Source organism: Cobetia sp. 5-25-4-2 (genome assembly GCF_013374075.1).
Lineage (GTDB): Bacteria > Pseudomonadota > Gammaproteobacteria > Pseudomonadales > Halomonadaceae > Cobetia > Cobetia marina.
Map to the genome: position 1 here is coordinate 142,236 of NZ_BLWK01000001.1, position 20,856 is coordinate 163,091.

20 protein-coding genes and 1 other RNA gene are annotated in these 20,856 nt (G+C 62.6%); 16 read left to right on the forward strand and 5 right to left on the reverse strand.

Annotated features, from left to right (window positions below; all coding sequences use genetic code 11):
- Positions 1-31 precede the first annotated feature (31 nt).
- A complete protein-coding gene (locus HXS65_RS00650) occupies positions 32-484 on the reverse strand; it encodes a YhcB family protein (RefSeq protein ID WP_077371632.1) in 453 nt (150 codons plus the stop codon).
- A gap of 433 nt (positions 485-917) precedes the next feature.
- On the opposite strand from HXS65_RS00650, the gene zapE reads away from it, so the two are divergent.
- The 8 genes from zapE to HXS65_RS00690 all read left to right on the forward strand — a co-directional run bounded on the left by zapE (position 918) and on the right by HXS65_RS00690 (position 7,708).
- The gene (zapE, locus tag HXS65_RS00655) at positions 918-2,075 is read left to right on the forward strand and encodes a cell division protein ZapE (protein ID WP_077371635.1); all 1,158 of its coding nucleotides are present in this window, start codon (positions 918-920) and stop codon (positions 2,073-2,075) included.
- A gap of 251 nt (positions 2,076-2,326) precedes the next feature.
- Positions 2,327-2,755 (forward strand): 50S ribosomal protein L13, encoded by a 429-nt coding sequence (gene rplM, locus HXS65_RS00660; protein ID WP_065392477.1) that lies wholly within the window; start codon positions 2,327-2,329, stop codon positions 2,753-2,755.
- Between the two features lie 13 nt (positions 2,756-2,768).
- A complete protein-coding gene (gene rpsI, locus HXS65_RS00665; protein ID WP_043332522.1) occupies positions 2,769-3,158 on the forward strand; it encodes a 30S ribosomal protein S9 in 390 nt (129 codons plus the stop codon).
- A 241-nt stretch (positions 3,159-3,399) separates the two neighbouring features.
- Positions 3,400-3,996, forward strand: coding sequence for a ubiquinol-cytochrome c reductase iron-sulfur subunit (gene petA, locus HXS65_RS00670; RefSeq protein ID WP_176492885.1), 597 nt, complete (start codon positions 3,400-3,402; stop codon positions 3,994-3,996).
- The gene (locus HXS65_RS00675) at positions 3,996-5,258 is read left to right on the forward strand and encodes a cytochrome bc complex cytochrome b subunit (protein WP_077371641.1); all 1,263 of its coding nucleotides are present in this window, start codon (positions 3,996-3,998) and stop codon (positions 5,256-5,258) included. Before petA ends, HXS65_RS00675 begins: the two co-directional genes overlap by 1 nt.
- Positions 5,255-6,064 carry a cytochrome c1 gene (locus HXS65_RS00680; RefSeq protein ID WP_176492886.1) on the forward strand — a complete coding sequence of 270 codons (810 nt, stop codon included), beginning with the start codon at positions 5,255-5,257 and terminating at the stop codon, positions 6,062-6,064. Before HXS65_RS00675 ends, HXS65_RS00680 begins: the two co-directional genes overlap by 4 nt.
- 215 nt (positions 6,065-6,279) lie before the next feature.
- Positions 6,280-6,906 carry a stringent starvation protein SspA gene (gene sspA / locus HXS65_RS00685; protein WP_077371647.1) on the forward strand — a complete coding sequence of 209 codons (627 nt, stop codon included), beginning with the start codon at positions 6,280-6,282 and terminating at the stop codon, positions 6,904-6,906.
- A 199-nt stretch (positions 6,907-7,105) separates the two neighbouring features.
- On the forward strand, positions 7,106-7,708 hold the full coding sequence (locus HXS65_RS00690) for a ClpXP protease specificity-enhancing factor (RefSeq protein ID WP_141392248.1): 603 nt from the start codon (positions 7,106-7,108) through the stop codon (positions 7,706-7,708).
- Between the two features lie 107 nt (positions 7,709-7,815).
- On the opposite strand, the gene HXS65_RS00695 is transcribed toward HXS65_RS00690, so the two are convergent.
- The 4 genes from HXS65_RS00695 to HXS65_RS00710 are packed head-to-tail and all read right to left on the reverse strand — an operon-like array spanning position 7,816 to position 11,343.
- On the reverse strand, positions 7,816-8,394 hold the full coding sequence (locus HXS65_RS00695) for a BON domain-containing protein (protein WP_077371653.1): 579 nt from the start codon (positions 8,392-8,394) through the stop codon (positions 7,816-7,818).
- A 38-nt stretch (positions 8,395-8,432) separates the two neighbouring features.
- Positions 8,433-9,026: a phosphoheptose isomerase gene (locus HXS65_RS00700; RefSeq protein ID WP_043332512.1), complete on the reverse strand. Its 594-nt coding sequence runs from the start codon at positions 9,024-9,026 to the stop codon at positions 8,433-8,435.
- Between the two features lie 21 nt (positions 9,027-9,047).
- Positions 9,048-9,440 carry a YraN family protein gene (locus tag HXS65_RS00705; RefSeq protein ID WP_176492887.1) on the reverse strand — a complete coding sequence of 131 codons (393 nt, stop codon included), beginning with the start codon at positions 9,438-9,440 and terminating at the stop codon, positions 9,048-9,050.
- 1 nt (position 9,441) lies between these two features.
- On the reverse strand, positions 9,442-11,343 hold the full coding sequence (locus HXS65_RS00710; RefSeq protein ID WP_077371659.1) for a penicillin-binding protein activator: 1,902 nt from the start codon (positions 11,341-11,343) through the stop codon (positions 9,442-9,444).
- Positions 11,344-11,544: 201 nt separating this feature from the next.
- On the opposite strand from HXS65_RS00710, the gene rsmI reads away from it, so the two are divergent.
- The 8 genes from rsmI to mraY all read left to right on the forward strand — a co-directional run bounded on the left by rsmI (position 11,545) and on the right by mraY (position 20,843).
- Complete coding sequence (rsmI, locus tag HXS65_RS00715) at positions 11,545-12,417, forward strand: 16S rRNA (cytidine(1402)-2'-O)-methyltransferase (protein WP_176492888.1); 873 nt, start codon at positions 11,545-11,547, stop codon at positions 12,415-12,417.
- 116 nt (positions 12,418-12,533) lie between these two features.
- Positions 12,534-12,886: RNase P RNA component class A (rnpB, locus tag HXS65_RS00720), an RNA gene on the forward strand.
- Between the two features lie 305 nt (positions 12,887-13,191).
- Entirely contained in the window at positions 13,192-14,142 is a 951-nt protein-coding gene (gene rsmH, locus HXS65_RS00725; protein WP_077371665.1) for a 16S rRNA (cytosine(1402)-N(4))-methyltransferase RsmH, read from the forward strand.
- A 327-nt stretch (positions 14,143-14,469) separates the two neighbouring features.
- On the forward strand, positions 14,470-14,793 hold the full coding sequence (gene ftsL / locus HXS65_RS00730; RefSeq protein ID WP_077371668.1) for a cell division protein FtsL: 324 nt from the start codon (positions 14,470-14,472) through the stop codon (positions 14,791-14,793).
- 140 nt (positions 14,794-14,933) lie between these two features.
- Positions 14,934-16,595: a penicillin-binding protein 2 gene (locus tag HXS65_RS00735; protein WP_077371671.1), complete on the forward strand. Its 1,662-nt coding sequence runs from the start codon at positions 14,934-14,936 to the stop codon at positions 16,593-16,595.
- A 205-nt stretch (positions 16,596-16,800) separates the two neighbouring features.
- Positions 16,801-18,315 carry a UDP-N-acetylmuramoyl-L-alanyl-D-glutamate--2,6-diaminopimelate ligase gene (locus HXS65_RS00740; protein ID WP_136938488.1) on the forward strand — a complete coding sequence of 505 codons (1,515 nt, stop codon included), beginning with the start codon at positions 16,801-16,803 and terminating at the stop codon, positions 18,313-18,315.
- Positions 18,312-19,751: a UDP-N-acetylmuramoyl-tripeptide--D-alanyl-D-alanine ligase gene (murF, locus tag HXS65_RS00745; RefSeq protein WP_176492889.1), complete on the forward strand. Its 1,440-nt coding sequence runs from the start codon at positions 18,312-18,314 to the stop codon at positions 19,749-19,751. The genes HXS65_RS00740 and murF overlap by 4 nt, the downstream gene beginning before the upstream one ends.
- 9 nt (positions 19,752-19,760) lie before the next feature.
- Positions 19,761-20,843, forward strand: coding sequence for a phospho-N-acetylmuramoyl-pentapeptide-transferase (gene mraY, locus HXS65_RS00750; protein WP_077371680.1), 1,083 nt, complete (start codon positions 19,761-19,763; stop codon positions 20,841-20,843).
- Positions 20,844-20,856: the final 13 nt, after the last annotated feature.

Below are 20,856 nucleotides of genomic sequence, written 5' to 3' on the forward strand. Positions count from 1 at the left end.
CGTGAGGGAACTCACGGCAGGCGGAGGTTGCTCAGATGCGCGGCGGGTTGGCGCTCTGCGCTTCGCCTTCCGCGGGTTGTGGCTTGAGACCGAAATCCTCTGACAGCGTGCCGCGATTGTCGGCATAGTCACGTGGCAGGTCGACCTTCTCGCCCATGTCTTCTTCAAGCGTGGTGTCAGTATCCAGCAGGCGGCGCTTGAGCTGGCTGTCATCGCACAGTGAAGAGGCACCGCTGGCCAGGTGCTGGCGCAGCTCGTTGCCGGCACGTTGGATCTGATCCGTCAGATCACTGGCCTTGGAGAAATGATCATTCAGGGCGTCACGGAACTGGGTCAGTTCCAGCTCACGCTCCGCCAGCTTCTGGCGGGTCTTCTGATTGCGGGCCACGTTGGCATTCAGGAGGTGGTAGCACAAGGCGCCGATACCGATGCCAGCCAGAAAACAGGCGATGGCCAGGATCCAGTCAATATTGCTCTCGTTCACGTCGCTCTCCTTGTGTCACGACTGCGGTGATCTTCACCGCCGGGGCAGGCCATCACGATGATGTGCTGCCAATGTCCAGACTCTTGCAGTGTGTCCAGCGACGCTGGCCATGAGGCAAAGAGTGCCTGTATTTCAAAAGCGTACGCACTCCATTATATCGATGGGTTGGCGCGTCACGTCAATTCGTCATGAGAGAGACCTTGGTCGCCCCGAAGCAAGGGCGCCATTCGCCATCGAGGCGCGTCATGGCACTGAAGGGCCTGGGAAGCAGGACTTCCCGTCGGGTGTGGTGGGTAAAGTTGCACTCAGGGCGTATAATGCCGCGCAATTTCGTTCTTGCCTGATTGTCAGCCATGCTGGCGCAGGCGTGACCTCGTTTCACTTCGCGCCAGATGCAGCCCAGTGCTGAATCTGGCCTGCACCGGGTTTCTCCATGCCAGCACCTACGCCCCTCGAGAAGTACCAGGCAGACCTCAAGCGTGATGACTTTGCCTACGATGCCGCCCAGGAAGATGCCGTTCGTCACCTGCAGCGCCTTTATGACGATCTGGTGCGTACTCCGCGCCAGACGCCTGACAAGGTCGAAGATGTCACGGGCAATGGCGGGCTTGGCTCCAAGGTGCGTCGATTGTTCGGCAAGCCGTCGCGGCCGGCCGCCGTCGACAGGACCCCGGACATCATGGGGCTGTATTTCTGGGGTGGCGTGGGGCGCGGCAAGACCTATCTCGTCGATACCTTCTACGAGAGTCTGCCCTTCGCGGACAAGATGCGGACGCACTTCCACCGCTTCATGCAGCGCGTCCACAACGAGCTTGGCCATTACAAGGGCGAGAAGAACCCGCTGACGCTGGTGGCGGCCAAGTTTGCCGTGGAAGCGCGCGTGATCTGCTTTGACGAATTCTTCGTCAAGGACATCACCGATGCCATGATTCTCGCCACCCTGTTCGAGGAGTTGTTCAAGCAGGGCGTGGTACTGGTCGCGACCTCCAACATCGTGCCGGATGATCTCTACAAGGATGGCCTGCAGCGTGCGCGCTTCCTGCCGGCTATCGACCTGGTCAAGCGCCATTGCACCGTAGTCAATGTGGATTCGGGGATCGATTATCGCCTGCGCGCTCTGGAGCATGCCGAGCTGTTCCACAGTCCGCTGGGTGACGAGAGCGGTGCCAGACTAGCGCGTGAGTTCCGCTCCATTGCCGGAGCCGAAGGTCATGCCGATGAAGGCTTGAGCATCAATCACCGCGTGCTGCATGCCTTGCGTCGCCACGAGGATGTGGTGTGGTTCCATTTCGATGAGCTGTGCGATGGCCCGCGCAGCCAGAATGACTACATCGAGCTTGCGCGCGAGTTCCACACCGTGCTGGTGTCGGAGGTGCCGCAGATGGGGCGTGATAGCGATGATCAGGTGCGCCGCTTCATCAACATGGTCGATGAGTTCTATGACCGTGGCGTCAAGCTGCTGATGAGTGCCGAGACACCGGTCGAGCAGCTCTACACCGGCGGCAACCTCGACTTCGAATTCGAGCGCACCCTGTCACGCCTGCAGGAAATGCAGTCGCGTGAATACCTGGCGCTGCCTCACAAGCCATGAGGCGATGTCGGAAGACGAAATAGCCTTTGTGGTGCGGGCGTCTGGCATGTACAATGCGCGCTCGCTCGAATTGTTGTCCGGTCCACGAGTCGTCCTGGGTCAATCACCCTTGATGGGCGTGGGCAGTCTGGGGTCGAGTCGGCGGTGACCGCGCAAGCGGCCTGCCACTGACTGCCAAGCGTCGGACAACCAAGAAAAATAGGGATTGGTCGCGCACTCAAGTGCAAGACCCGACTATAGGTGATTCATCCATGAAGACGTTTACTGCCAAGCCGCAGTCCGTCCAGCGTGACTGGTTCGTCGTCGACGCAGCCGGCAAGACGCTGGGCCGTATGGCTACCGAAATTGCTCGTCGCCTGCGCGGCAAGCATAAAGCCGAGTACACTCCGCACGTTGACACTGGCGACTACATCGTCGTCATCAACGCCGAGAAAGTCGCTGTGACTGGTCGCAAGGCAGAAGCCAAGACCTACTACCGTCACACCGGTTACCCGGGCGGCCTGCGCTCCATGAACTTCAACCAGATGATCGAGCACAAGCCTGAGCGCGTGATCGAGCTGGCGGTGAAGGGCATGCTGCCGAAGGGCCCGCTGGGTCGTGCCATGCAGTCCAAGCTGAAAGTCTATGCTGGCGCCGAGCATCCGCACGCTGCGCAGCAGCCGCAAGAACTGAACATCTGAGGGAAGCATCGCCATGACACAGCAGCACTACGGTACCGGGCGCCGCAAGACTTCTACCGCGCGCGTCTTCCTGAAGCCGGGCACCGGCAAAATCACCGTCAACCAGCGTGACCTGAACGACTACTTCGGTCGTGTGACAGGTCGCATGGTTGTTCGCCAGCCGCTCGAGCTGACCGAAACTACCGAACAGTTCGACGTCTACGTCACTGTCGCCGGTGGTGGTGGTTCCGCTCAAGCTGGCGCCATCCGTCACGGCATTACTCGTGCCCTGATGGCTTACAACGAGGACTTCCGTCCGGCACTGCGTGCCGCCGGCTACGTCACTCGTGATGCTCGTGAAGTCGAGCGTAAGAAAGTCGGCCTGCGCAAGGCCCGTCGTCGTCCGCAGTTCTCCAAGCGTTAAGAGAACAGGCGTCGACCACAAGAACGTCCAGTACCCGAAAGGGTACTGGGCGTTTTTTTTGCGATCTTGATAGGGGCGTCAAGCGCATGGTGCGAGCGCAATTGAAGAAAGCCGCTTCTGGTAAAGTGATTTTCTTGAGTTGTGAGCGGTGGGTTCTTGCCCTTTAATACAGTCAAGCGTCAAGTGCCCGGCAAGGGAATGGTCTGGCAGCATGCGGTGGTGTTCGGGAGACAATAACAATATGGCTAATCGAGGTGTGAATCGAGGGCGGCGCCGCTTCCTCGTCAGTGCGACCAGTGTCGTGGGGGCGATAGGCGCCGTTGGCATCGCGACGCCCTTTCTGGCTTCCTGGCAGCCGAGCGCACGGGCAAGAGCGGCAGGTGCACCTGTCACGGCGGATATCTCGCGCCTGGCACCGGGTCAGCAGATGACCATCGAGTGGCGCGGCAAGCCGGTATGGGTGGTGCGTCGCACCCCCGAGATGATTGATGACATCCGGGCCATCCCGCACGCCGAGTTGCAGGACCCCGAATCACGCCGTCCCCAGCAGCCAGCCTATGTGGATGCTGTCCTGCGCTCCATCAAGCCTGAGTACGTGGTACTGGTGGGAATCTGCACCCATCTGGGCTGCTCGCCGGGTTATCGACCCGAGATGGGGGCCGCGGATCTTGGCGCTGACTGGCCGGGTGGCTATCTGTGTGCCTGTCATGGCTCGAAATTCGACCTCGCGGGTCGCGTGTTCACCGGAGTGCCGGCGCCCTCGAATCTCGAGGTGCCGCCGCATCATTATGAAAGCGAGCAGGTGCTGGTGATCGGCGTCGATGAGGAGACTGTGTGATGGGGAATCCAGAACGTGCCAAGGCGTCGCGAGGCATCATGCGCTGGATCGATGATCGCTTTCCGGCCACCCAGATGCTGCAGGACCATCTGACAGGCTACTACGCGCCCAGAAACTTCAATTTCTTCTATTTCTTCGGCTCGCTGGCGCTGCTGGTGCTGGTCAATCAGATCATTACCGGTATCTGGTTGACCATGAGCTATACCCCGACCGCCGAAGGGGCCTTCGCCTCGATCGAATACATCATGCGCGATGTGGAATATGGCTGGCTGATCCGTTACATGCATTCCACGGGGGCGTCCGCATTCTTCGTCGTCATCTATCTGCACATGTTCCGGGGGCTGATCTACGGCTCCTACCGAGCGCCGCGTGAGCTGGTGTGGATCTTCGGCATGTGCATCTATCTGGCGTTGATGGCCGAGGCCTTCATGGGGTATCTGCTGCCCTGGGGGCAGATGTCCTACTGGGGGGCGCAGGTGATCATCTCGCTGTTCACGGCGATCCCGGTCATCGGAGCGGATCTGGCGCAGATGATCCGTGGCGACTACCTGGTGTCCGGCATTACCTTGAATCGCTTCTTTGCCCTGCATGTCATCGCCTTGCCACTGGTCATCGTCGGGCTGGTGGTGCTGCATCTGGTGGCGCTGCATGAGGTGGGGTCGAACAATCCGGATGGCATCGAGATCAAGGACAGGAAGGATGAGGCGGGCCAGCCGTTGGATGGCATTCCGTTCCATCCCTACTACACGGTGAAGGACCTGGTGGGTGTCGGTGTGTTCCTGTTCGTGTTCTGTGCCGTGATCTTCTACTTCCCGGAAGGGGGCGGCTACTTCCTCGAGACGCCCAATTTCGAACCGGCCAACTCGTTGAAGACACCTGAGCATATTGCCCCTGTCTGGTATTTCACGCCGTTCTACGCGATGTTGCGGGCCGTGAACTATCCCTTGTTCGGGGTCGATGCCAAGTTCTGGGGCGTGGTGGTGATGGGGTTGGCGATCGCCATCCTGTTCGTGTTGCCATGGCTTGATCGTTCTCCTGTGCGCTCCATCCGTTACAAGGGCTGGCTATCGCGTATCGCGATACTCGTGTTCGTGGTCAGCTTCGTGACCTTGGGGGTGCTTGGCGTGATGCCGCCGACGTTCGAGCGCACGATCATCGCGCAGATCGCGACGGTGGCGTACTTCGCCTTCTTCATACTGATGCCGCTGTATACGCGATTCGAGAAGACGCGAGCGGTGCCGGACAGGGTGACAGGCCGATGAGCGGGCAAAAGGGTGGGTCAAGGGACTGGCTGAGGCATGTACTGGCTGCAGGCGTGGTGGTGGCCGGCCTGCTGGGGGCGGGAGCTGTCAGCGCGGCAGGGGGCGAGGCAGTGCGTGAGTCGATGCAGCCGGATCTGCATGACAAGCCCTCGTTGCAGCGCGGCATGCAGCTCTACACCAATTATTGCCTCGGCTGTCACAGCCTGCAGTATCAGCGCTATTCGCGTGCCGCAGAGGACCTGGAGATGCCCGAGGATCTGGTCGAGCGATATCTGATTTTCTCGCCAGAACTCAAGATCAATGACACCATGCGCATCGGGATGAAGACTGAGGACGCCGCGAGCTGGTTCGGTACGCCGCCACCGGATCTGTCTCTCGAGGCGCGTCTGCGCGGGACGGACTGGATCTACTCCTACCTGAAGAGCTTCTATCGCGATCCCGAGCGCCCCTGGGGTGTCAACAATGCTGTCTATCCGCTGGTGGCGATGCCCAATGTGCTGGAGACATTGCAGGGCGTTCAGGAAAAGGTCTGCGCCCAGAGCGACCTGGTGCCTCCGGGAGCGGAGCTGAACCCGGCAACGGGGCACTATGACTCCTGCGACGTGCTGGAGATCACCTCGCCGGGCAGCATGACAGCAGAGGAATTCGACCAGGCCGTGTGGGATCTGACCAACTTTCTGGCCTATGTGGGCGAACCATCGCGACTCAAGGCTGAGAGCATGGCCCCCAAGGTGTTAATATTCATCCTGATCTTTACTCTGCTGGCATATCTTCTCAAGAAGGAATACTGGCGCGACATTCATTGATGGCTCCCGGAGTGGCGCTCATTGATAATGGCGTGCAGGCAGTGACGGGCGCACGGCTGATCGGTCGTGCGCCCGCTTGCGTCGCTTGCGGGTGACGCAAGGTTGACCCTCTGGGCGCGTCACGCAGTTGATGAGGCGCCCAGAGGAAACTTATTCCCGTTCGTCAGGCCAAAAGCTGACGCGGGCATGGCTCGAACAGATGCGAGGACAGTTTCATGGGTGTTGTGGCCAAGCGTTCATCGATGACCTTCTACTCCGGTGGTGACGACCACTTCAGCCACCGTGTACGGATCGTGCTGGCCGAGAAGGGTGTAGCAGTCGATGTCATTGATGTAGATGATGACAACCGTCCGGCCGAGCTGGCTGATCTGAACCCGTACAACAGTGTGCCGACGTTGCTGGACCGTGACCTGGTCCTCTACGAGTCCAAGGTGATGATGGAGTACCTGGACGAGCGCTTCCCGCATCCGCCGCTGTTGCCGGTGTATCCGGTGGCGCGCGCCCAGAGCCGTCTGTGGATGCACCGCATCGAGCGCGAGTGGGTGCCGATGATGGAAACCATCCAGAATGGCACCAAGAAGGAAGCCGACAAGGCACGCAAGGAATTGCGCGAGAGCCTGATCGGAATCGCGCCGATCTTCGATGACATGCCGTTCTTCATGAGCGACGAGTTCTCTCTGGTCGACACGTGCATCGCCCCGATTCTGTGGCGTCTGCCGACATTGAACATCGAGCTGCCGGAGAAGCAGGTCAAGCCGCTGCTGAACTACATGGAGCGTCTGTTCGATCGTGATGCCTTTAAGGCGTCTCTCTCCGAGGCAGAGCGCGAGATGCGTATCTGATTCGCTTGAGCAATCCCGAAAGGGGTGCTTGAGTCGCTGGAACCCACCCCGGGGTGGGTTCCGGGCTCGGATCACGAGGCGGGGAGGGGCCGAGGTCAGGTGTCTCGACCGTCACGTGGTGTCAGTGCCCGCAAGCTGTAGCTCGGCGTCGCAGGACGTCGGTCATCGTGACATCCATTGCAGTTCAAGAGGTTCTCTCATGCTTTCCAGTCGCCCTTATCTGGCACGTGCGCTCTACGAGTGGCTGCTGGATAACGACAATACGCCGTACATCGTGGTGGATGCCGAGCAGGATGGCGTTCAGGTGCCGCGTCAACACGTGCAGAATGGCCAGATCGTGCTGAACATCGCGCCGGGTGCCGTGCGTGATCTGCTCATCGCCAATGAGGGTGTCAGCTTCAATGCCCGTTTCGGTGGTCAGCCGATGCACGTCAGCGTGCCGACGCCGGCGCTGGTGGCGCTGTACTCTCGCGAGAATGGCGTTGGCATGGTGTTCGGGCATGAGCCTGTCATGCCGGGTGCGGATGACCTGGCCTTCGGTGAGGCAGCCTCGGATGAGGCGACCTCCGGTGAGGAGGCTCAGGCGCCTTCACGTCCGACTCTGGCCAGTGTCGGTGGTGCCAGCAGCGCTGCTGATGATGAGCAGGGTGAGGAGGCGTCACGGGGTGATGCGGCGGCCGATGAGGTCGCGAGTGCCGAGGAGCAGGAGGGCGGCAGCATCTCCTCCTCCGATGAGGAAGGCGGCGATGATCAGCCGAAGCCTCCCCGCAAGGGGCGTCCGTCGCTGCGAGTCATCAAGTAAGCGGACACTCCTCTTCAGTCCTCTTGGGCTGATAACGACGACGCCCCACAGGCCAGGCCTGTGGGGCGTCGTCGTTTTCACCCATACGTCAGGGAGTGCGGTCTACGTCAATCAAGATACTCGAAGACCTTGGCGATACGCTGGATGCCACCGACTTCCGAGACCTTGCTGACGATCTGGTCGGCCTCCGAGCGGGTCACGATGCCCATCAGGTAGACGCTGGCATTCTCGGTCAGCACCATGATGCGCCCGGAATCGATGTTGGCATCGGCCGCGAGAGTCGCCTTGACGCGGGTGGTCAGCCAGGTGTCCTGGACGCGCTGGCTGGTAGGCGCATTGGCGCTGACTTCCAGGGCGTTGTGTACCTGGCGTACGCGACGGACATCCTTGGCGACTTCCGCGGCGCGTTGCTTGAGCTCATCGCTGGGCACTTGCCCGGTCAGCAGGACCATGCCGTTGTAGGCATTCACGTTGACATGGGCGTCATTGAAGCGCGCATCGATCTTGCCGAGATTGACTTCGATCTTGGTCTCGATGCTCTCGTCTTCCACTTGAGCGCCCAGAGTGCGATCACCGTAGTCCTCGTCAATGGGACCACTGTGAGTCAGGTCGGCCACGGTGGTACAGCCCGCAAGGGATAGAAAGCCGGCGGTGGCCATGAGGGAAAGCAGGTACTTTGGCGTCATGCCTTAATCTCCTGGTGAGCGCCGTGTGTCGCAAGGCGTTATTCGTTGCTGCCGAACAGCTGGTGATCGATCAGATCACACAGGCAATGAATGGCCAGCAGATGGACTTCTTGAATGCGCGCGGTGGAGGTCGCCGGTACGCGGATCTCGCAATCTTCGCTGCCCAGCAGGGATGCCATGTCGCCACCGTCGCGACCGGTCAGTGCCACCACGCGCATGTCGCGGTCATGGGCCGCCTGGATGGCCTGTACCACGTTGGCGGAGTTGCCGCTGGTGGAAATGGCCAGCAGGATGTCGCCGGGCTGGCCCAGGGCGCGAATCTGCTTGGAGAACACCTCGTTGTAGCTGTAATCGTTGGCGATGGACGTCAACGTCGAGGTGTCGGTGGTCAGGGCGATGGCCGGCAGGCTCGGGCGTTCACGCTCGAAGCGATTGAGCAGCTCTGACGAGAAGTGCTGGCTGTCACCGGCGCTGCCGCCGTTGCCGCAGGCCAGAATCTTGCCGTCATTGACCAGGCTCTGGACCATCATCTGACTCGCCGCTTCGATGAAGGGCGGCAGCACTTCACTGGCGTATGTCTTGGTGTCGATGCTGGCGTTGAAGTGGCCGAGAATACGAGATTGGAAATCCATGATGGCTCTTGGTCGTTGGCTTCAGAACGCTTCGAATGCGTGGCGTATCCAGTGAATGGCGAGAGGGGGAGGACCCTCCACGCCGACCACGTCGAAGCGGCAGGAACATAATAGCCCGTGATGGGCCAGATAAAAACGCGCGGCCTTGATCAGCCGGCGTTGCTTGGTGGCGGTCACGCTTTCCAGTGCGCTGCCGAACCGGGAGCTGGCGCGGTAACGCACTTCGATGAACACCAGGGTGTCACCATCACGCATGATCAAGTCGATCTCGCCGCCCTTGGCATGCGAATTGCGCGTGACAGGCACGAGACCTCTGGCTGACAGCCATTTCTCGACCTCGGCTTCGATCACGGCACCGCGCGCTCTCGCGCGACGCTGTGGTGGCTCCTGCCCGGTCGTTCCAGGGCGCGCCATGTCAGGGCGTGTAGGCTTCGACGGTGCGGCTGCTGGCGCCTTTCAGCGGCGGGCGTGGTACGCCGCCTCTGAACTCCGCCCACGGCAGCGTGCGTTCGATGCGTCCATCATGACGCGGGAATAGACTGCCGGTCGCTCCGAAGAGTTCCCCGCCGGCACCGGCCAGCATCAGCGGAACGCGCTGTGCCAGGCGATAGGCATCGACGCCCATGGCATTGAGCTTGAGCATGCGCGGAGAGGCATCCGACAGGGCGCGATAGGTATCGGCTTCCGGCAGAGTGGCCTTGCCGCCGGAGGAGGCCTGCGGCACTTCCCAGGGGATGTCGACGAAATTGACGCCATTGAGGTCGCCATCCTGAGCGGGCTGGGGGGAGCCTTCATAAAGGTGTGAGGTGCCGTAGATCGGCAGGTTGCCCGCGTAGTAGAAGTCCAGCATCGGCGGCACCTGACGAGCGTAGCTTGGCAGTGCCAGCAGGAAGATCATGTCGATGTTGCCGGAGTGGGCGCGGCCATACTTGCTGCCGGATTTCTTGGCGGATTTCATGCGCGCCTGATCCTGGCTGGAGACGGAAAGCAGATCCTTGACCGCTTCACTGACCGGGCCCTTGGGGTTGTAGCGCTCGATGGAAACGATGTCGCCACCTTCCTGCTCGAAGCGATCACGGAAGGCGCTGTAGACGCGCTGACCCCAGGCATTGTCGGGAATCATGGCCGCGGCACCACGATGACCGTCAAGTGAGGCGCGCAGTGCGACCTGGCGCGCTTCGTCTTCGGCGGACAGGCCGTACTGGAAGAGATTGTCGGCCTGATTGCGCTCATGGGTGCCGTAATTGAGGGCCAGGGTCGGCAGCGGCAGACTGCTCTGGGTCTCGAGCTGGCTGACCAGCTGCTTGTCCAGCGGGCCGAGCACGACCTGAGCCCCCTCCATGGTCGCGCGGGCATACAATGTCTTGAGATCGGCGCTTGAGGTATCGAAGAAGCTCAGCTGTGGCGTGGCTTCGGCATTGTCGATGGCGCTGCGATGGCGTGCCTCGATGCCTTCACGAATTGCCTGCGCGATACGCTTGAGTGGGCCGGACTGCGGAAGGAAGACCGCGATCTTGCGAACTTCCTGGCCGGAGAGCTCGCGCAGATCGAGGATGCCCTGCGGCATCTGGCGTGCGGCCGGATGCTGCGGATTGGCATCCGCCCAGTCGTTGATGGCGGAAAACATCTGGTCGATGTTGCCGCCGAAGCGCCGCTGCAGACGCAGCAGGTCCGTCCAGCCGCTGGCAATGGCGTTGGCGCTGGCCAGCTCGCCGAGCTGGCTGGGAGACAGGCGCGTGAGCTGTTCCCACAGGGTGTCATTGATGCTGAGGTCATCAGTGTCCGCCTGCAGGGCAATCAGCGTCTGGGCACTGGCCAGAGGTTCGCCGACCATGCCGAGCGCCAGTCCGCGACGCTTGCGCAGCGTGCGCTGATCGTCGCTGGACATCGTGATGTCGTCTTCCAGCACGGACGTGGCGAGTATCGTGTTCCAGCCATCCTGCTGCTCGAGGGCGATGCGCGACAGCAACAGGGCCCATTGCACGCGTTGCTGGGGTTCCAGACTCGCGGGGTCGATGTCCGAGGTGATGGTGATCGCCTGCGCGTTGTCGCCACTGCGTGCTAGGATATCGGCGGCCTGCAGTCGGGTGCCGGCGGCCTGTTGGCCCTGTTGTTGCTCCGCTTGAGCCAGCAGCGCGTCCGCCCCCGGTCCGCTGGGACGGGAGGACTGCCCGGCACACCCGGCCAGCAGCAGTGCCGCGATGGCCATGCCGGCCAGTCCGCGCAGGCTGGTGCGTGGGAGGCGCAAGCTCTTGTGCCGAATGGTTGACGCAGTGCGCAGCACGTTGTCAGGCGCACGATTCCATGTCTGGCCCATGTACGACGGTCCCTTGGCTGATGGGCGAGGAGGCCGTGGCCCGCGTCGCCGCTGCTGTAATGACGGATGAATACTGCAATGTCGAATGAGACGGGTCTCGGAGTGGCTGCTCGTGCGGGCATGTCTGCCGCAGGTGGTCAGGCCACTCGGCTGTCTCTGACGTCCATATCTACCACTGAGTTCAACGAGTCGAAGCATTGAATGTCTGAGTCTTCTGAAGGCGTATTGTACGTGGTCGCCACGCCGATTGGTAACCTCGATGACCTCAGCCCACGTGCCGCGCGGGTGCTGGGCGAAGTGGACCTGATCGCGGCTGAGGACACCCGCCACAGTGCCCGTCTGCTGCGCCATCTGGGGCTGGAAGTCCCCATGATGTCACTGCATGACCACAATGAGCGCGGGCGGGTCGATCAGCTGTGCCAGGCCCTGGAGGCGGGGCGGCGTGTCGCGCTGGTCTCCGACGCCGGGACGCCGCTGATCTCTGATCCCGGCTTCATCGTGGTGCGGGCGCTGCGGGAGCGCGGATTCAAGGTAGTCCCGCTTCCCGGCCCCTGCGCGTTGATTACCGCGCTCAGCGCTGCTGGCCTGCCGACGGATCGCTTCACTTTCGAGGGGTTTCTCGCTCACAAGGGTGGACCACGTCAGGCGCGCCTCACGGCACTGCGTGAGGATGGCGCGACGCATGTGCTTTATGAGTCGCCTCACCGTATCCAGGCGTTGTTGAGGGATATCCACGACGTTCTCGGGGCGCGCCGAGTCGTGTTGGCACGTGAGCTGACCAAGACCTTCGAGACCTTCCTGGACGGGACGGCTGCTGAGCTGCTGGCGATGATGGAGGCGGATGGCGATCAGACGCGCGGTGAATTCGTGGTCATGATCGAAGGGGCTCCGGCACGTGAGGGCGACGAGGCTGCCAGCGTCGAGGGTGATGCGCTTCTCAAGGTGCTGTGGGAAGAGGGGGTCGGCGTCAAGCAGATGGCGGCGATCGCCACTCGTCTGGTCGGCGGGCGCAAGAAGGCCTGGTATGCCAAGGCACAAGCCCTGAAGGATGCGGCGGAACCACGAGAAGCGTAAGCGAGAGGTGTTTTCCAAGTGCTTGGCGTATCTGGCTTTTCGGCGTTCCTCCGGGCCAGGTGCACTGCAGCGCCAGCTTGTGGAAACGATGTGACACTGATAGTCTTGCGCGCTTGGGAGATGGCCAGACAGTCGCCGCCAGCGTGAGCTGGGGGAGGAAAGTCCGGGCTCCATAGGGCAAGGTGCCAGATAACGTCTGGGCGGCGTGAGCCGACGGCAAGTGCAGCAGAGAGAAGACCGCCTACGTCAGCTTCGGCTGGCCGGTAAGGGTGAAAGGGTGCGGTAAGAGCGCACCGCGCGTCTGGTAACAGTTCGCGGCGAGGTAAACCCCACCTGGAGCAAGACCAAATAGGCCCCCTATGCTGCTGCCCGCAGTGGGGGCGGGTTGGTTGCTTGAGCCCTGAAGTGATTCAGGGCCTAGATGAATGACTGTCCACGACAAGACCCGGCTTATCGGCCGTCTCCCGCCTAATATTGAAGATGTCAGCCCTGTGATGCGAAACGCGCAGTTCAGGGCTGACATGTGACACCGCATGACCGGCGCCGTCCGCTCCGTGCTCCGTGGCTGGCCATTTGCAATGGCGGCGGACATGAAGTCGTGACCGGCGCCGGTTGTCGATTGTGCCATCGATAATCATGCGAATGTCTCTGCTTTCCTGCGGTCTACCGCCAGACGACTGGCGTCCGCCTTTACTGCCCGCAACGCGTGCCAAGGTCCCGAATTTCGTCATGTCCAAGCCCAGCGCTCCCTCCGTTCCCGAATCAGCCGCTGCCATGTCAGCCGCCGAATCCGAAGCTGCGGATCGCTTCGCGCATGTCAGTGTCATGCTCGATGGCGCGGTGGATGGGCTGATTCAGGACGTCTCCGGTGTCTATTTCGACGGTACTTTCGGGCGCGGCGGTCACTCACGCCTGATCCTGTCGCGTCTCGATGACGGTGGACGTCTGATCGCCTGTGATCGCGACCCCCAGGCATTGGCGGAAGCCGCCACCATCGAGGATTCTCGTTTTTCCATTCACGCCGGTGAATTTGCCCGCCTGGGCGAATATGCCGAGCGGGAAGGCGTGCATGGTCAGCTCGATGGCATTCTGCTGGATATCGGCGTGTCCTCGCCGCAGCTGGACGATGCCGAGCGTGGCTTCAGCTTCATGAATGATGGTCCGCTGGACATGCGCATGGACCCCACCAGTGGCGAGAGTGCCGCTGAGTGGTTGTCACGTGCCAGTGCCGAGGACATGGCGTGGGTCTTCAAGACCTACGGTGAGGAGCGCTATGCCAAGCGTCTCGCACGTGCGGTGGTCGAGCGTCGCGCCGAGCGTCCCATCACGCGGACCGGTGACTTCGCCAGCCTGATCAAGGACGCGCATCCCAACTGGGAGAAGCACAAGCACCCGGCGACGCGTGTCTTCCAGGCGATCCGCATCCATGTCAACGGCGAGCTGGATGAGTTGACCCGCGCCCTGGATGCTGGCCTGGAAGCCCTGAAACCAGGGGGAAGGCTGGTGGTGATCAGCTTCCATTCGCTGGAAGACCGTATCGTCAAACGCTTCATGCGCGACAAGGCGCGTGGCGATCAGGCGCCGCGTGGCATGCCCATTCGCGAAGATCAGCTCAACAAGCGCCTCAAGCTGGTCGGCAAGGCTCAGAAGGCCTCCGAAAGCGAGGTGCAGGCGAACGTACGCTCACGCAGCGCCGTGATGCGCATCGCCGAGAAGCTGAAATAACGCCCGGTTCGTGGCGTGTATCGTGGTCATCCCAGCGCCTGCCTTTTGGCAGGCGCGTTCGCAAGGGGACGCAGCGTTGTGCGACATGTGTGTCGGTGCCTCGCAACGCTTAACGACCAACGCCACAAGCTGACATAATGCGCCGGTCGTCGCCTGATGGTACCGCTGGTCATCACGAGTGATGTGTGGCCGGCATGTTGCGGCGATGAACAGGACAAGCCGTCAGCCATCGGGTGTTGCATGCCTGACATGCATGGATTGACGGGTCATCCCGCAGGGATAAATCGTGGTGCAGATCACCGCGTTCAGAGTGATAAGGGAGTCAGCATGGCGGGACGCAAGCAGCAGGGCAGCTGGAGAGGGAACTGGCCGATCAGGTTCCAGATGCGTTGGCGTCATCTGTGCTTCGTGGTGCTGATGATCTGCCTGCTGGGATCCGCCGCTGCTGTCGTCGTAAGCTCCCATCTCTCGCGCGGCCAATACGCGCAACTCCAGAAGCTCGAGGCGGCGCGTGATGATGCGCGTGCTCGCTGGGGGCGTCTGCTGCTTGAGGAAAGTGCCTGGTCCGCCCCTGCGCGTATCGAGAGCATCAGTACCGAGCGTCTCGAGATGCGCGTACCGGATGTCCATGATGTCGAGGTCATTCGCTGATGGCCACACGTCGACCTCCTTCCTCGGACCCCAAGGCCCCTCGCTCCCGCGGCGCACGCACTGCGCCACCCGGCGCGGCCAGTCGCGGCAAGACGGCTGGTTCTGCCGCCGCCGGGGCGCGCAAGAGTGCGCGTGGGCCCATGGGGTCCGCCCGCTATCGCATCATGCTGGGTATCGTGTTCGCAGGGCTCCTGGCCCTGGTGGGGCGTATCGGCTATCTGCAGCTCTTCGATCAGCAGTTCCTTCAGGATCAAGGGGATGCGCGCACCCTGCGCGTCGACAGCATCAACGCGCACCGTGGCATGATCACCGATCGCAGTGGCGAGCCGCTGGCCATCTCGACGCCGGTCATCACGCTGTGGGCGGACCCGCGTCTGGTGCCGGATGATCCGGTGCGCCTGTCACTGCTGGCACGCGCGCTCGGCCAGCAGCCTGACGACCTGATCCGCCGTGTGCGCCAATATCGTGATGCCGGCAAGGGCTTCATGTACATCAAGCGTCAGATGACCCCTCCTCAGGCGCAACCCGCCATCGACCTGGATGTTCCGGGTGTCCACCACAAGCAGGAATACAAGCGTTACTACCCCTCGGGCGAGGTCTCCGCACAGCTGGTCGGCGTGACCAATGTCGATGACAAGGGCCAGGAGGGGCTTGAGCTTGCCTACAATTCCTACCTCTCCGGTACGCCGGGCAAGCGTCGCGTGCTCAAGGACCGCAAGGGGCGCCTGGTGCGTGACCTGCACCTGATCAGCGAAGCCAAGCCTGGTGGTGATTTGACCCTCTCCATCGACCTGCGTCTTCAGTACATGGCCTACCGTGAGCTGAAGGCCGCCGTGGCCGAGCACCGTGCCGACGGTGGCACCCTGGTGATGATGGACGCTCGCACGGGAGAAGTGCTGGCGATGGTCAATCAGAAGTCCTACAACCCCAACAATCGTGCGGGGCTTGACCCTGCCGGTCTACGCAACCGTGCGATCACCGATGCCTTCGAGCCGGGCTCGGTCATGAAGCCTCTGGCGATGAGTGCAGGTCTGGCCTCCGGCAAGTATCAGCCGGACTCGGTGATCGACACTACGCCGGGTTACATGCGGGTCGACCGCTTCACGATTCGCGATTTCCGCAATTACGGCAAGCTCGACATGGCCGGCATTCTCTATCACTCCTCCAACATCGGCATGAGCCGCATGGCGCTGAGCCTCGAGGATGACGCGGTATGGAATCGCTATTATGAGCTGGGTCTGGGGCAGGCGCCGGGTACCGGCTTCCCGGGCGAGACGACGGGCGTTCTGCCGGCCCCGACCAACTGGTCGCGCAGCAAGCGGGCCTCCATGTCCTACGGGTACGGGATCAGTGTCTCGGCCTTGCAGCTGGCCAGCGCCTATACCGCGCTGGCCAATGATGGTCGCCGGCTGGCGCCGTCGCTGCTCAAGGTGAATACCCCGCCGGTGGGGGATCAGATCATCTCGCCCGAGAATTCCCATGCCCTGCTCGGGATGATGGAGAAGATCGTCCAGCCCAATGGTCCCGCCAAGCGTGCCGTGGTCGAGGGCTACCGTATCGCGGGCAAGACGGGTACGGTGCGTAAGGTGACCTCCGGTGGCTATCAGAAGACGGCCTATCGCTCCTTGTTCGCCGGCATTGCGCCGGTGTCCGACCCGCGCATCGTGACCGTGGTGATGATCGAGAATCCCAAGGGCGAGGAATACTACGGGGGCCTAGTCGCGGCGCCGGTGTTCGGTCGCGTGGTCGGCAAGGCGCTGCGCCTTCTGGATGTGCCACCTGACAGCGCCGTCGGCGAGTGAGCGGTGACATCTGCCACCATGCATGCCGGACACGGCGCGTGACATCCATTTCTTTCGTGTAGCGAATACGTCCCAGCTTCAGCAACAAGGAAGGTCTTCCAGCATGACTTCATCGCAAGATCTGGCCGAGCAGGCCTCGGCAGAGCCGCTGGGCGAATTTCTGGCACGGCCACTGGCGACAGCCAGCGAGCTGCTTGGCGCGCTCATGGCGCTGTGGCCCGGCGTGTTCAGCGATAGTCGCCTGACCGCACTCGTGATGGCGCAAGACGACTGGCATCTGACGATCGACAGTCGCCACGTGACGCCGGGGTCGCTGTTCATCGCGGTACCCGGTATCGGCAGCGATGGTCGCGATTACATTGCCTCCGCCCTCGAGAAGGGCGCGGCGCTGGTAGTGGCACAGCAGTCTTCCGAGGGGGAAGCCTCGCCTGAGTCTCACGCAGACGAGCGTGTCGTCTGGCTCGAGGGGCTCGGCGCGCAGCTCGGCGAGCTGGGACGACAGGCCTTTGGCGTGCCGGAGTCACTGACGCTGGTCGGCGTGACCGGCACCAACGGCAAGTCCTCCGTGACCCATTACATTGCCGAGTTTGCCGAGGCGCTCGGCATCCCCTCCGGCATGATCGGCACGCTGGGGATCGGCCGCCCTGGCGCGCTGGTCGCCGGTGAGCGCACCACGCCGGATGCACTCGCCGTCCAGGCGGCGCTCAAGGGCCTGAGCATGGCCGGTGCGGAACTGGTCGCGATGGAAGTCTCTTCCCATGCGCTGGACCAGGACCGTGTCAACGGCTGCCGCTTCACGGTGGCGGGCTATACCAATCTGTCGCGTGATCATCTGGATTACCACGGCAGCATGGCGGCATATGCCGCGGCCAAGGCCAAGCTCTTCAAGCGACCGGAACTTAAGCTTGCGGTGCTCAATGCCGATGATGCGCTGGCGCGTCTGATGCTGGCCGGCATGCAGCGCGGTGTGCGCGTGTTGGCGATGGGGCGTGACGAGGTGGCCACCCTGCGCGTGCTGGACGTCTTCCCCGAGCCGCTGGGGCAGGTGGCCGTGATCGCGACGCCTGACGGTGAGCGTGAGCTCGGCCTCAATCTGATGGGGCGCTTCAACCTCGACAATGCCCTGCTGGCGATGCTGATCCTGCATGGTCTCGGCCATTCGCTGGCGGACCTGTTCGCGGCGGCACCGCGTCTGACGCCGGTGCCGGGACGCATGCAGCGCCTGACCCGCGAGGGCGCGCCCGTGGTGGTGGTGGACTATGCCCACACCCCGGAGGCGGTCGAGACCGCGCTGACGGCACTGCGTGCCCATCTGCCGGCGCGTGATGATGCGCGCCTGTGGTGCGTGCTCGGCTGTGGCGGTGATCGCGACACCGGCAAGCGCCCGCTGATGGCGACGGCCGCCGAGCAGGGCGCCGATCGCGTCGTCATCACCGATGACAACCCGCGCAGTGAAGAGGCCGCTGTCATTCGCCAGCAGATGATGGATGGCATCCAGGCCCGGGAGCGCGCCCGGGAAATCGCCGGGCGCGCCGAGGCCATCGCCCAGGTCATCCGTGATGCAGGCGAACATGACGTGATTCTCATCGCCGGCAAGGGCCATGAGGATTACCAGGAAGTGGCGGGGGAGCGTCTGCCGTTCTCGGATGTCGCACATGCGGTGGCGGCGCTCGAGCGTCGTGCGCTCTCCACTCAGGAAGGTCTGGAGAGCGACGCATGAGTGCGTCAGTGCAGTCTCCTGGCCTGGAGTGCTTCGATGAGGTGGCTCAGCTGCTCTCGGCTCGGCTGCCTTCGGCGCTGGTCGGCCGGTCGTTGGGGGCCATCGAGACGGATACCCGCAAGCTGTCCAGCCAGCGGTCGCCGCTTTTCGTGGCGCTGAAGGGCGAGCGTTTCGATGCCCATGACTTCCTGGCTCAGGCTCGTGACAATGGCGCGATCGCGGCGCTGGTCGAGCATCCGGTGGATGACCCGTTGCCGCAGATCGTGGTGCCTGACACGCGGCTCGCCTTCGGTCTGCTGGCGGCGGCACGTCGACGAGCCTGGGGGCGGCCGTTGATCGCCGTGACCGGCAACAGCGGCAAGACCAGCGTCAAGGGACTGGTGCATGCCATCCTGGTGCGTGATGCCGCGCGCTTGGACGCCGAGAGCCTTGCCACACAGGGCAACCTCAACAATGACTATGGTCTGCCGATGACGCTGCTGCGCCTGAACGATGCGCATCAGCATGGCGTCGTCGAGCTGGGCGCCAATCATCTCGGTGAGATCGCCTGGACCACCGCGCTGGCACGTCCACAGGTGGCGGTCATCACCAATGTCACCGGTGCTCACGTCGGGGAATTCGGTGGCATGGGGCAGATCGCCCAGGCCAAGGGCGAGATTCTTGCCGGACTCAGTCCGCTGGGGGGGCGCCGTCCGGTGGCGGTACTCAATCGTGATGATGTCTATTTCACGCTCTGGCAGGCGCTGGCAGTGACGGGGCAGGCGGTGGATATCATCGACTTCAGCGTCGCGGACCTGGCGGAGAGTTCGGCACGCCTGCAGGCACGCAAGCTAGGCGCGGATGAGCTCGGGCGTTATGCTTTCGAACTGACGTTTGACGGCCACTCGCTGGGGCGGGTCCAGCTTGCCCTGCTGGGACGGCACAATGTCGCCAATGCGTTGGCGGCAGCCGCTGCCTGTCTGGCGCTGGGCGTGGACAGCCAGCTGGTCATCGAGGGGCTCGAGAGCGCCGAGAGCGTTCCGGGTCGCCTGGGGGTCGTGGAAGGACACAATGGGGCTCGTCTGCTCGATGACAGCTACAACGCCAACCCTGGGGCCATGCTGGCCGCGCTGGAGCTGTTGGCGAGCCTTCCTGCTCCGCGCTGGTGCCTGATGGGCGCCATGGGCGAGCTGGGCGAGGACGCCGAGCGGCTGCACGCCGAGGTGGGCGCCTACGCCCGCAAGCTCGGTATCGATTTCGTTGCCACCTGTGGTGAAAAGGCCAGAGCGACTGCCGAGGCCTTCGGCGCAGGTGGCATGCATTTCAAGGAGCGGGCGGAGCTTGAAGCTTACGCCCGTACCCATCTACCCACCGGGGCCAGTGTTCTGGTCAAGGGGTCTCGTAGCGCAGGCATGGAACATGTCGTTGCCGCGCTCAAGGTCGACGCATCAAGGTGAATGTGAGTCATGCTGCTGCTGCTTGCTGAGTTTCTGGCCCAATTCAATGGCGCCTTTACGGTTTTCAATTATCTGACCCTGCGTGTGGTGCTGGCCACGCTGACGGCCTTGTTGCTGTGCCTGTGGCTCGGCCCCTGGGTCATCCGCAAGCTGGTGGATGGCCAGATCGGCCAGGCCGTGCGTGATGATGGCCCTCAGTCCCACCTGTCCAAGGCCGGTACGCCGACCATGGGCGGCGTGATGATCCTGCTGTCGATGGCCGTCTCGACCCTGCTGTGGGGCGACCTGACCAATCTGTATGTCTGGGTGGTGCTGGCGGTCACATTGGGCTTCGGTGCGGTCGGCTGGGTGGATGACTACCGCAAGGTGGTGGAGAAGAATCCCCGTGGCCTGCCGGCGCGCTGGAAGTATTTCTGGCAGTCGGTGGTGGGCATCGGGGCGGCCGTGGTGCTGTACCTGACGGCTTCCACGCCTGCCGAGACAGCACTGCTGGTGCCGTTCTTCAAGGATGTCGTCATCCCGCTGGGCATCTTCTACATGGTGCTGACCTATTTCGTGATCGTCGGCAGCTCCAATGCCGTCAATCTGACCGATGGCCTCGATGGGCTGGCGATCATGCCGACCGTGCTGGTGGCCATGGGGCTTGCGATCTTCGCCTACGCCTCGGGCAACCTGAAGTTCGCGGAGTATCTGCACATTCCGTTCATTGCCGGTTCCGGCGAGCTGGCGGTGTTCTGTGCCACCATCGCGGGCGCCGGCCTGGGCTTTCTGTGGTTCAACACCTATCCCGCCCAGGTCTTCATGGGCGATGTGGGCGCCTTGGCTCTCGGTGCGGCACTGGGCGTGGTCGCGGTCATCGTGCGTCAGGAAATCGTGCTGTTCATCATGGGGGGCGTCTTCGTGATGGAGACCGTCTCGGTCATCCTGCAGGTCGGCTCCTACAAGCTGACCGGACGACGCATCTTCCGCATGGCGCCGCTGCATCACCACTTCGAACTCAAGGGCTGGCCGGAGCCGCGCGTCATCGTGCGCTTCTGGATCATCACCGTCGTGCTGGTGCTGCTTGGCCTGGCCACACTCAAGGTTCGCTGAGGACGCTTTCGCG

Coding starts and splice junctions, on each gene's coding strand:
- zapE (WP_077371635.1), top strand. CDS start 918: ATGCCAGCACCTACGCCCCTCGAGAAGTACCAGGCAGACCTCAAGCGT.
- rplM (WP_065392477.1), top strand. CDS start 2,327: ATGAAGACGTTTACTGCCAAGCCGCAGTCCGTCCAGCGTGACTGGTTC.
- rpsI (WP_043332522.1), top strand. CDS start 2,769: ATGACACAGCAGCACTACGGTACCGGGCGCCGCAAGACTTCTACCGCG.
- petA (WP_176492885.1), top strand. CDS start 3,400: ATGGCTAATCGAGGTGTGAATCGAGGGCGGCGCCGCTTCCTCGTCAGT.
- HXS65_RS00675 (WP_077371641.1), top strand. CDS start 3,996: ATGGGGAATCCAGAACGTGCCAAGGCGTCGCGAGGCATCATGCGCTGG.
- HXS65_RS00680 (WP_176492886.1), top strand. CDS start 5,255: ATGAGCGGGCAAAAGGGTGGGTCAAGGGACTGGCTGAGGCATGTACTG.
- sspA (WP_077371647.1), top strand. CDS start 6,280: ATGGGTGTTGTGGCCAAGCGTTCATCGATGACCTTCTACTCCGGTGGT.
- HXS65_RS00690 (WP_141392248.1), top strand. CDS start 7,106: ATGCTTTCCAGTCGCCCTTATCTGGCACGTGCGCTCTACGAGTGGCTG.
- HXS65_RS00695 (WP_077371653.1), bottom strand. CDS start 8,394: ATGACGCCAAAGTACCTGCTTTCCCTCATGGCCACCGCCGGCTTTCTA.
- HXS65_RS00700 (WP_043332512.1), bottom strand. CDS start 9,026: ATGGATTTCCAATCTCGTATTCTCGGCCACTTCAACGCCAGCATCGAC.
- HXS65_RS00705 (WP_176492887.1), bottom strand. CDS start 9,440: ATGGCGCGCCCTGGAACGACCGGGCAGGAGCCACCACAGCGTCGCGCG.
- HXS65_RS00710 (WP_077371659.1), bottom strand. CDS start 11,343: ATGGGCCAGACATGGAATCGTGCGCCTGACAACGTGCTGCGCACTGCG.
- rsmI (WP_176492888.1), top strand. CDS start 11,545: ATGTCTGAGTCTTCTGAAGGCGTATTGTACGTGGTCGCCACGCCGATT.
- rsmH (WP_077371665.1), top strand. CDS start 13,192: ATGTCAGCCGCCGAATCCGAAGCTGCGGATCGCTTCGCGCATGTCAGT.
- ftsL (WP_077371668.1), top strand. CDS start 14,470: ATGGCGGGACGCAAGCAGCAGGGCAGCTGGAGAGGGAACTGGCCGATC.
- HXS65_RS00735 (WP_077371671.1), top strand. CDS start 14,934: ATGGGGTCCGCCCGCTATCGCATCATGCTGGGTATCGTGTTCGCAGGG.
- HXS65_RS00740 (WP_136938488.1), top strand. CDS start 16,801: ATGGCGCTGTGGCCCGGCGTGTTCAGCGATAGTCGCCTGACCGCACTC.
- murF (WP_176492889.1), top strand. CDS start 18,312: ATGAGTGCGTCAGTGCAGTCTCCTGGCCTGGAGTGCTTCGATGAGGTG.
- mraY (WP_077371680.1), top strand. CDS start 19,761: ATGCTGCTGCTGCTTGCTGAGTTTCTGGCCCAATTCAATGGCGCCTTT.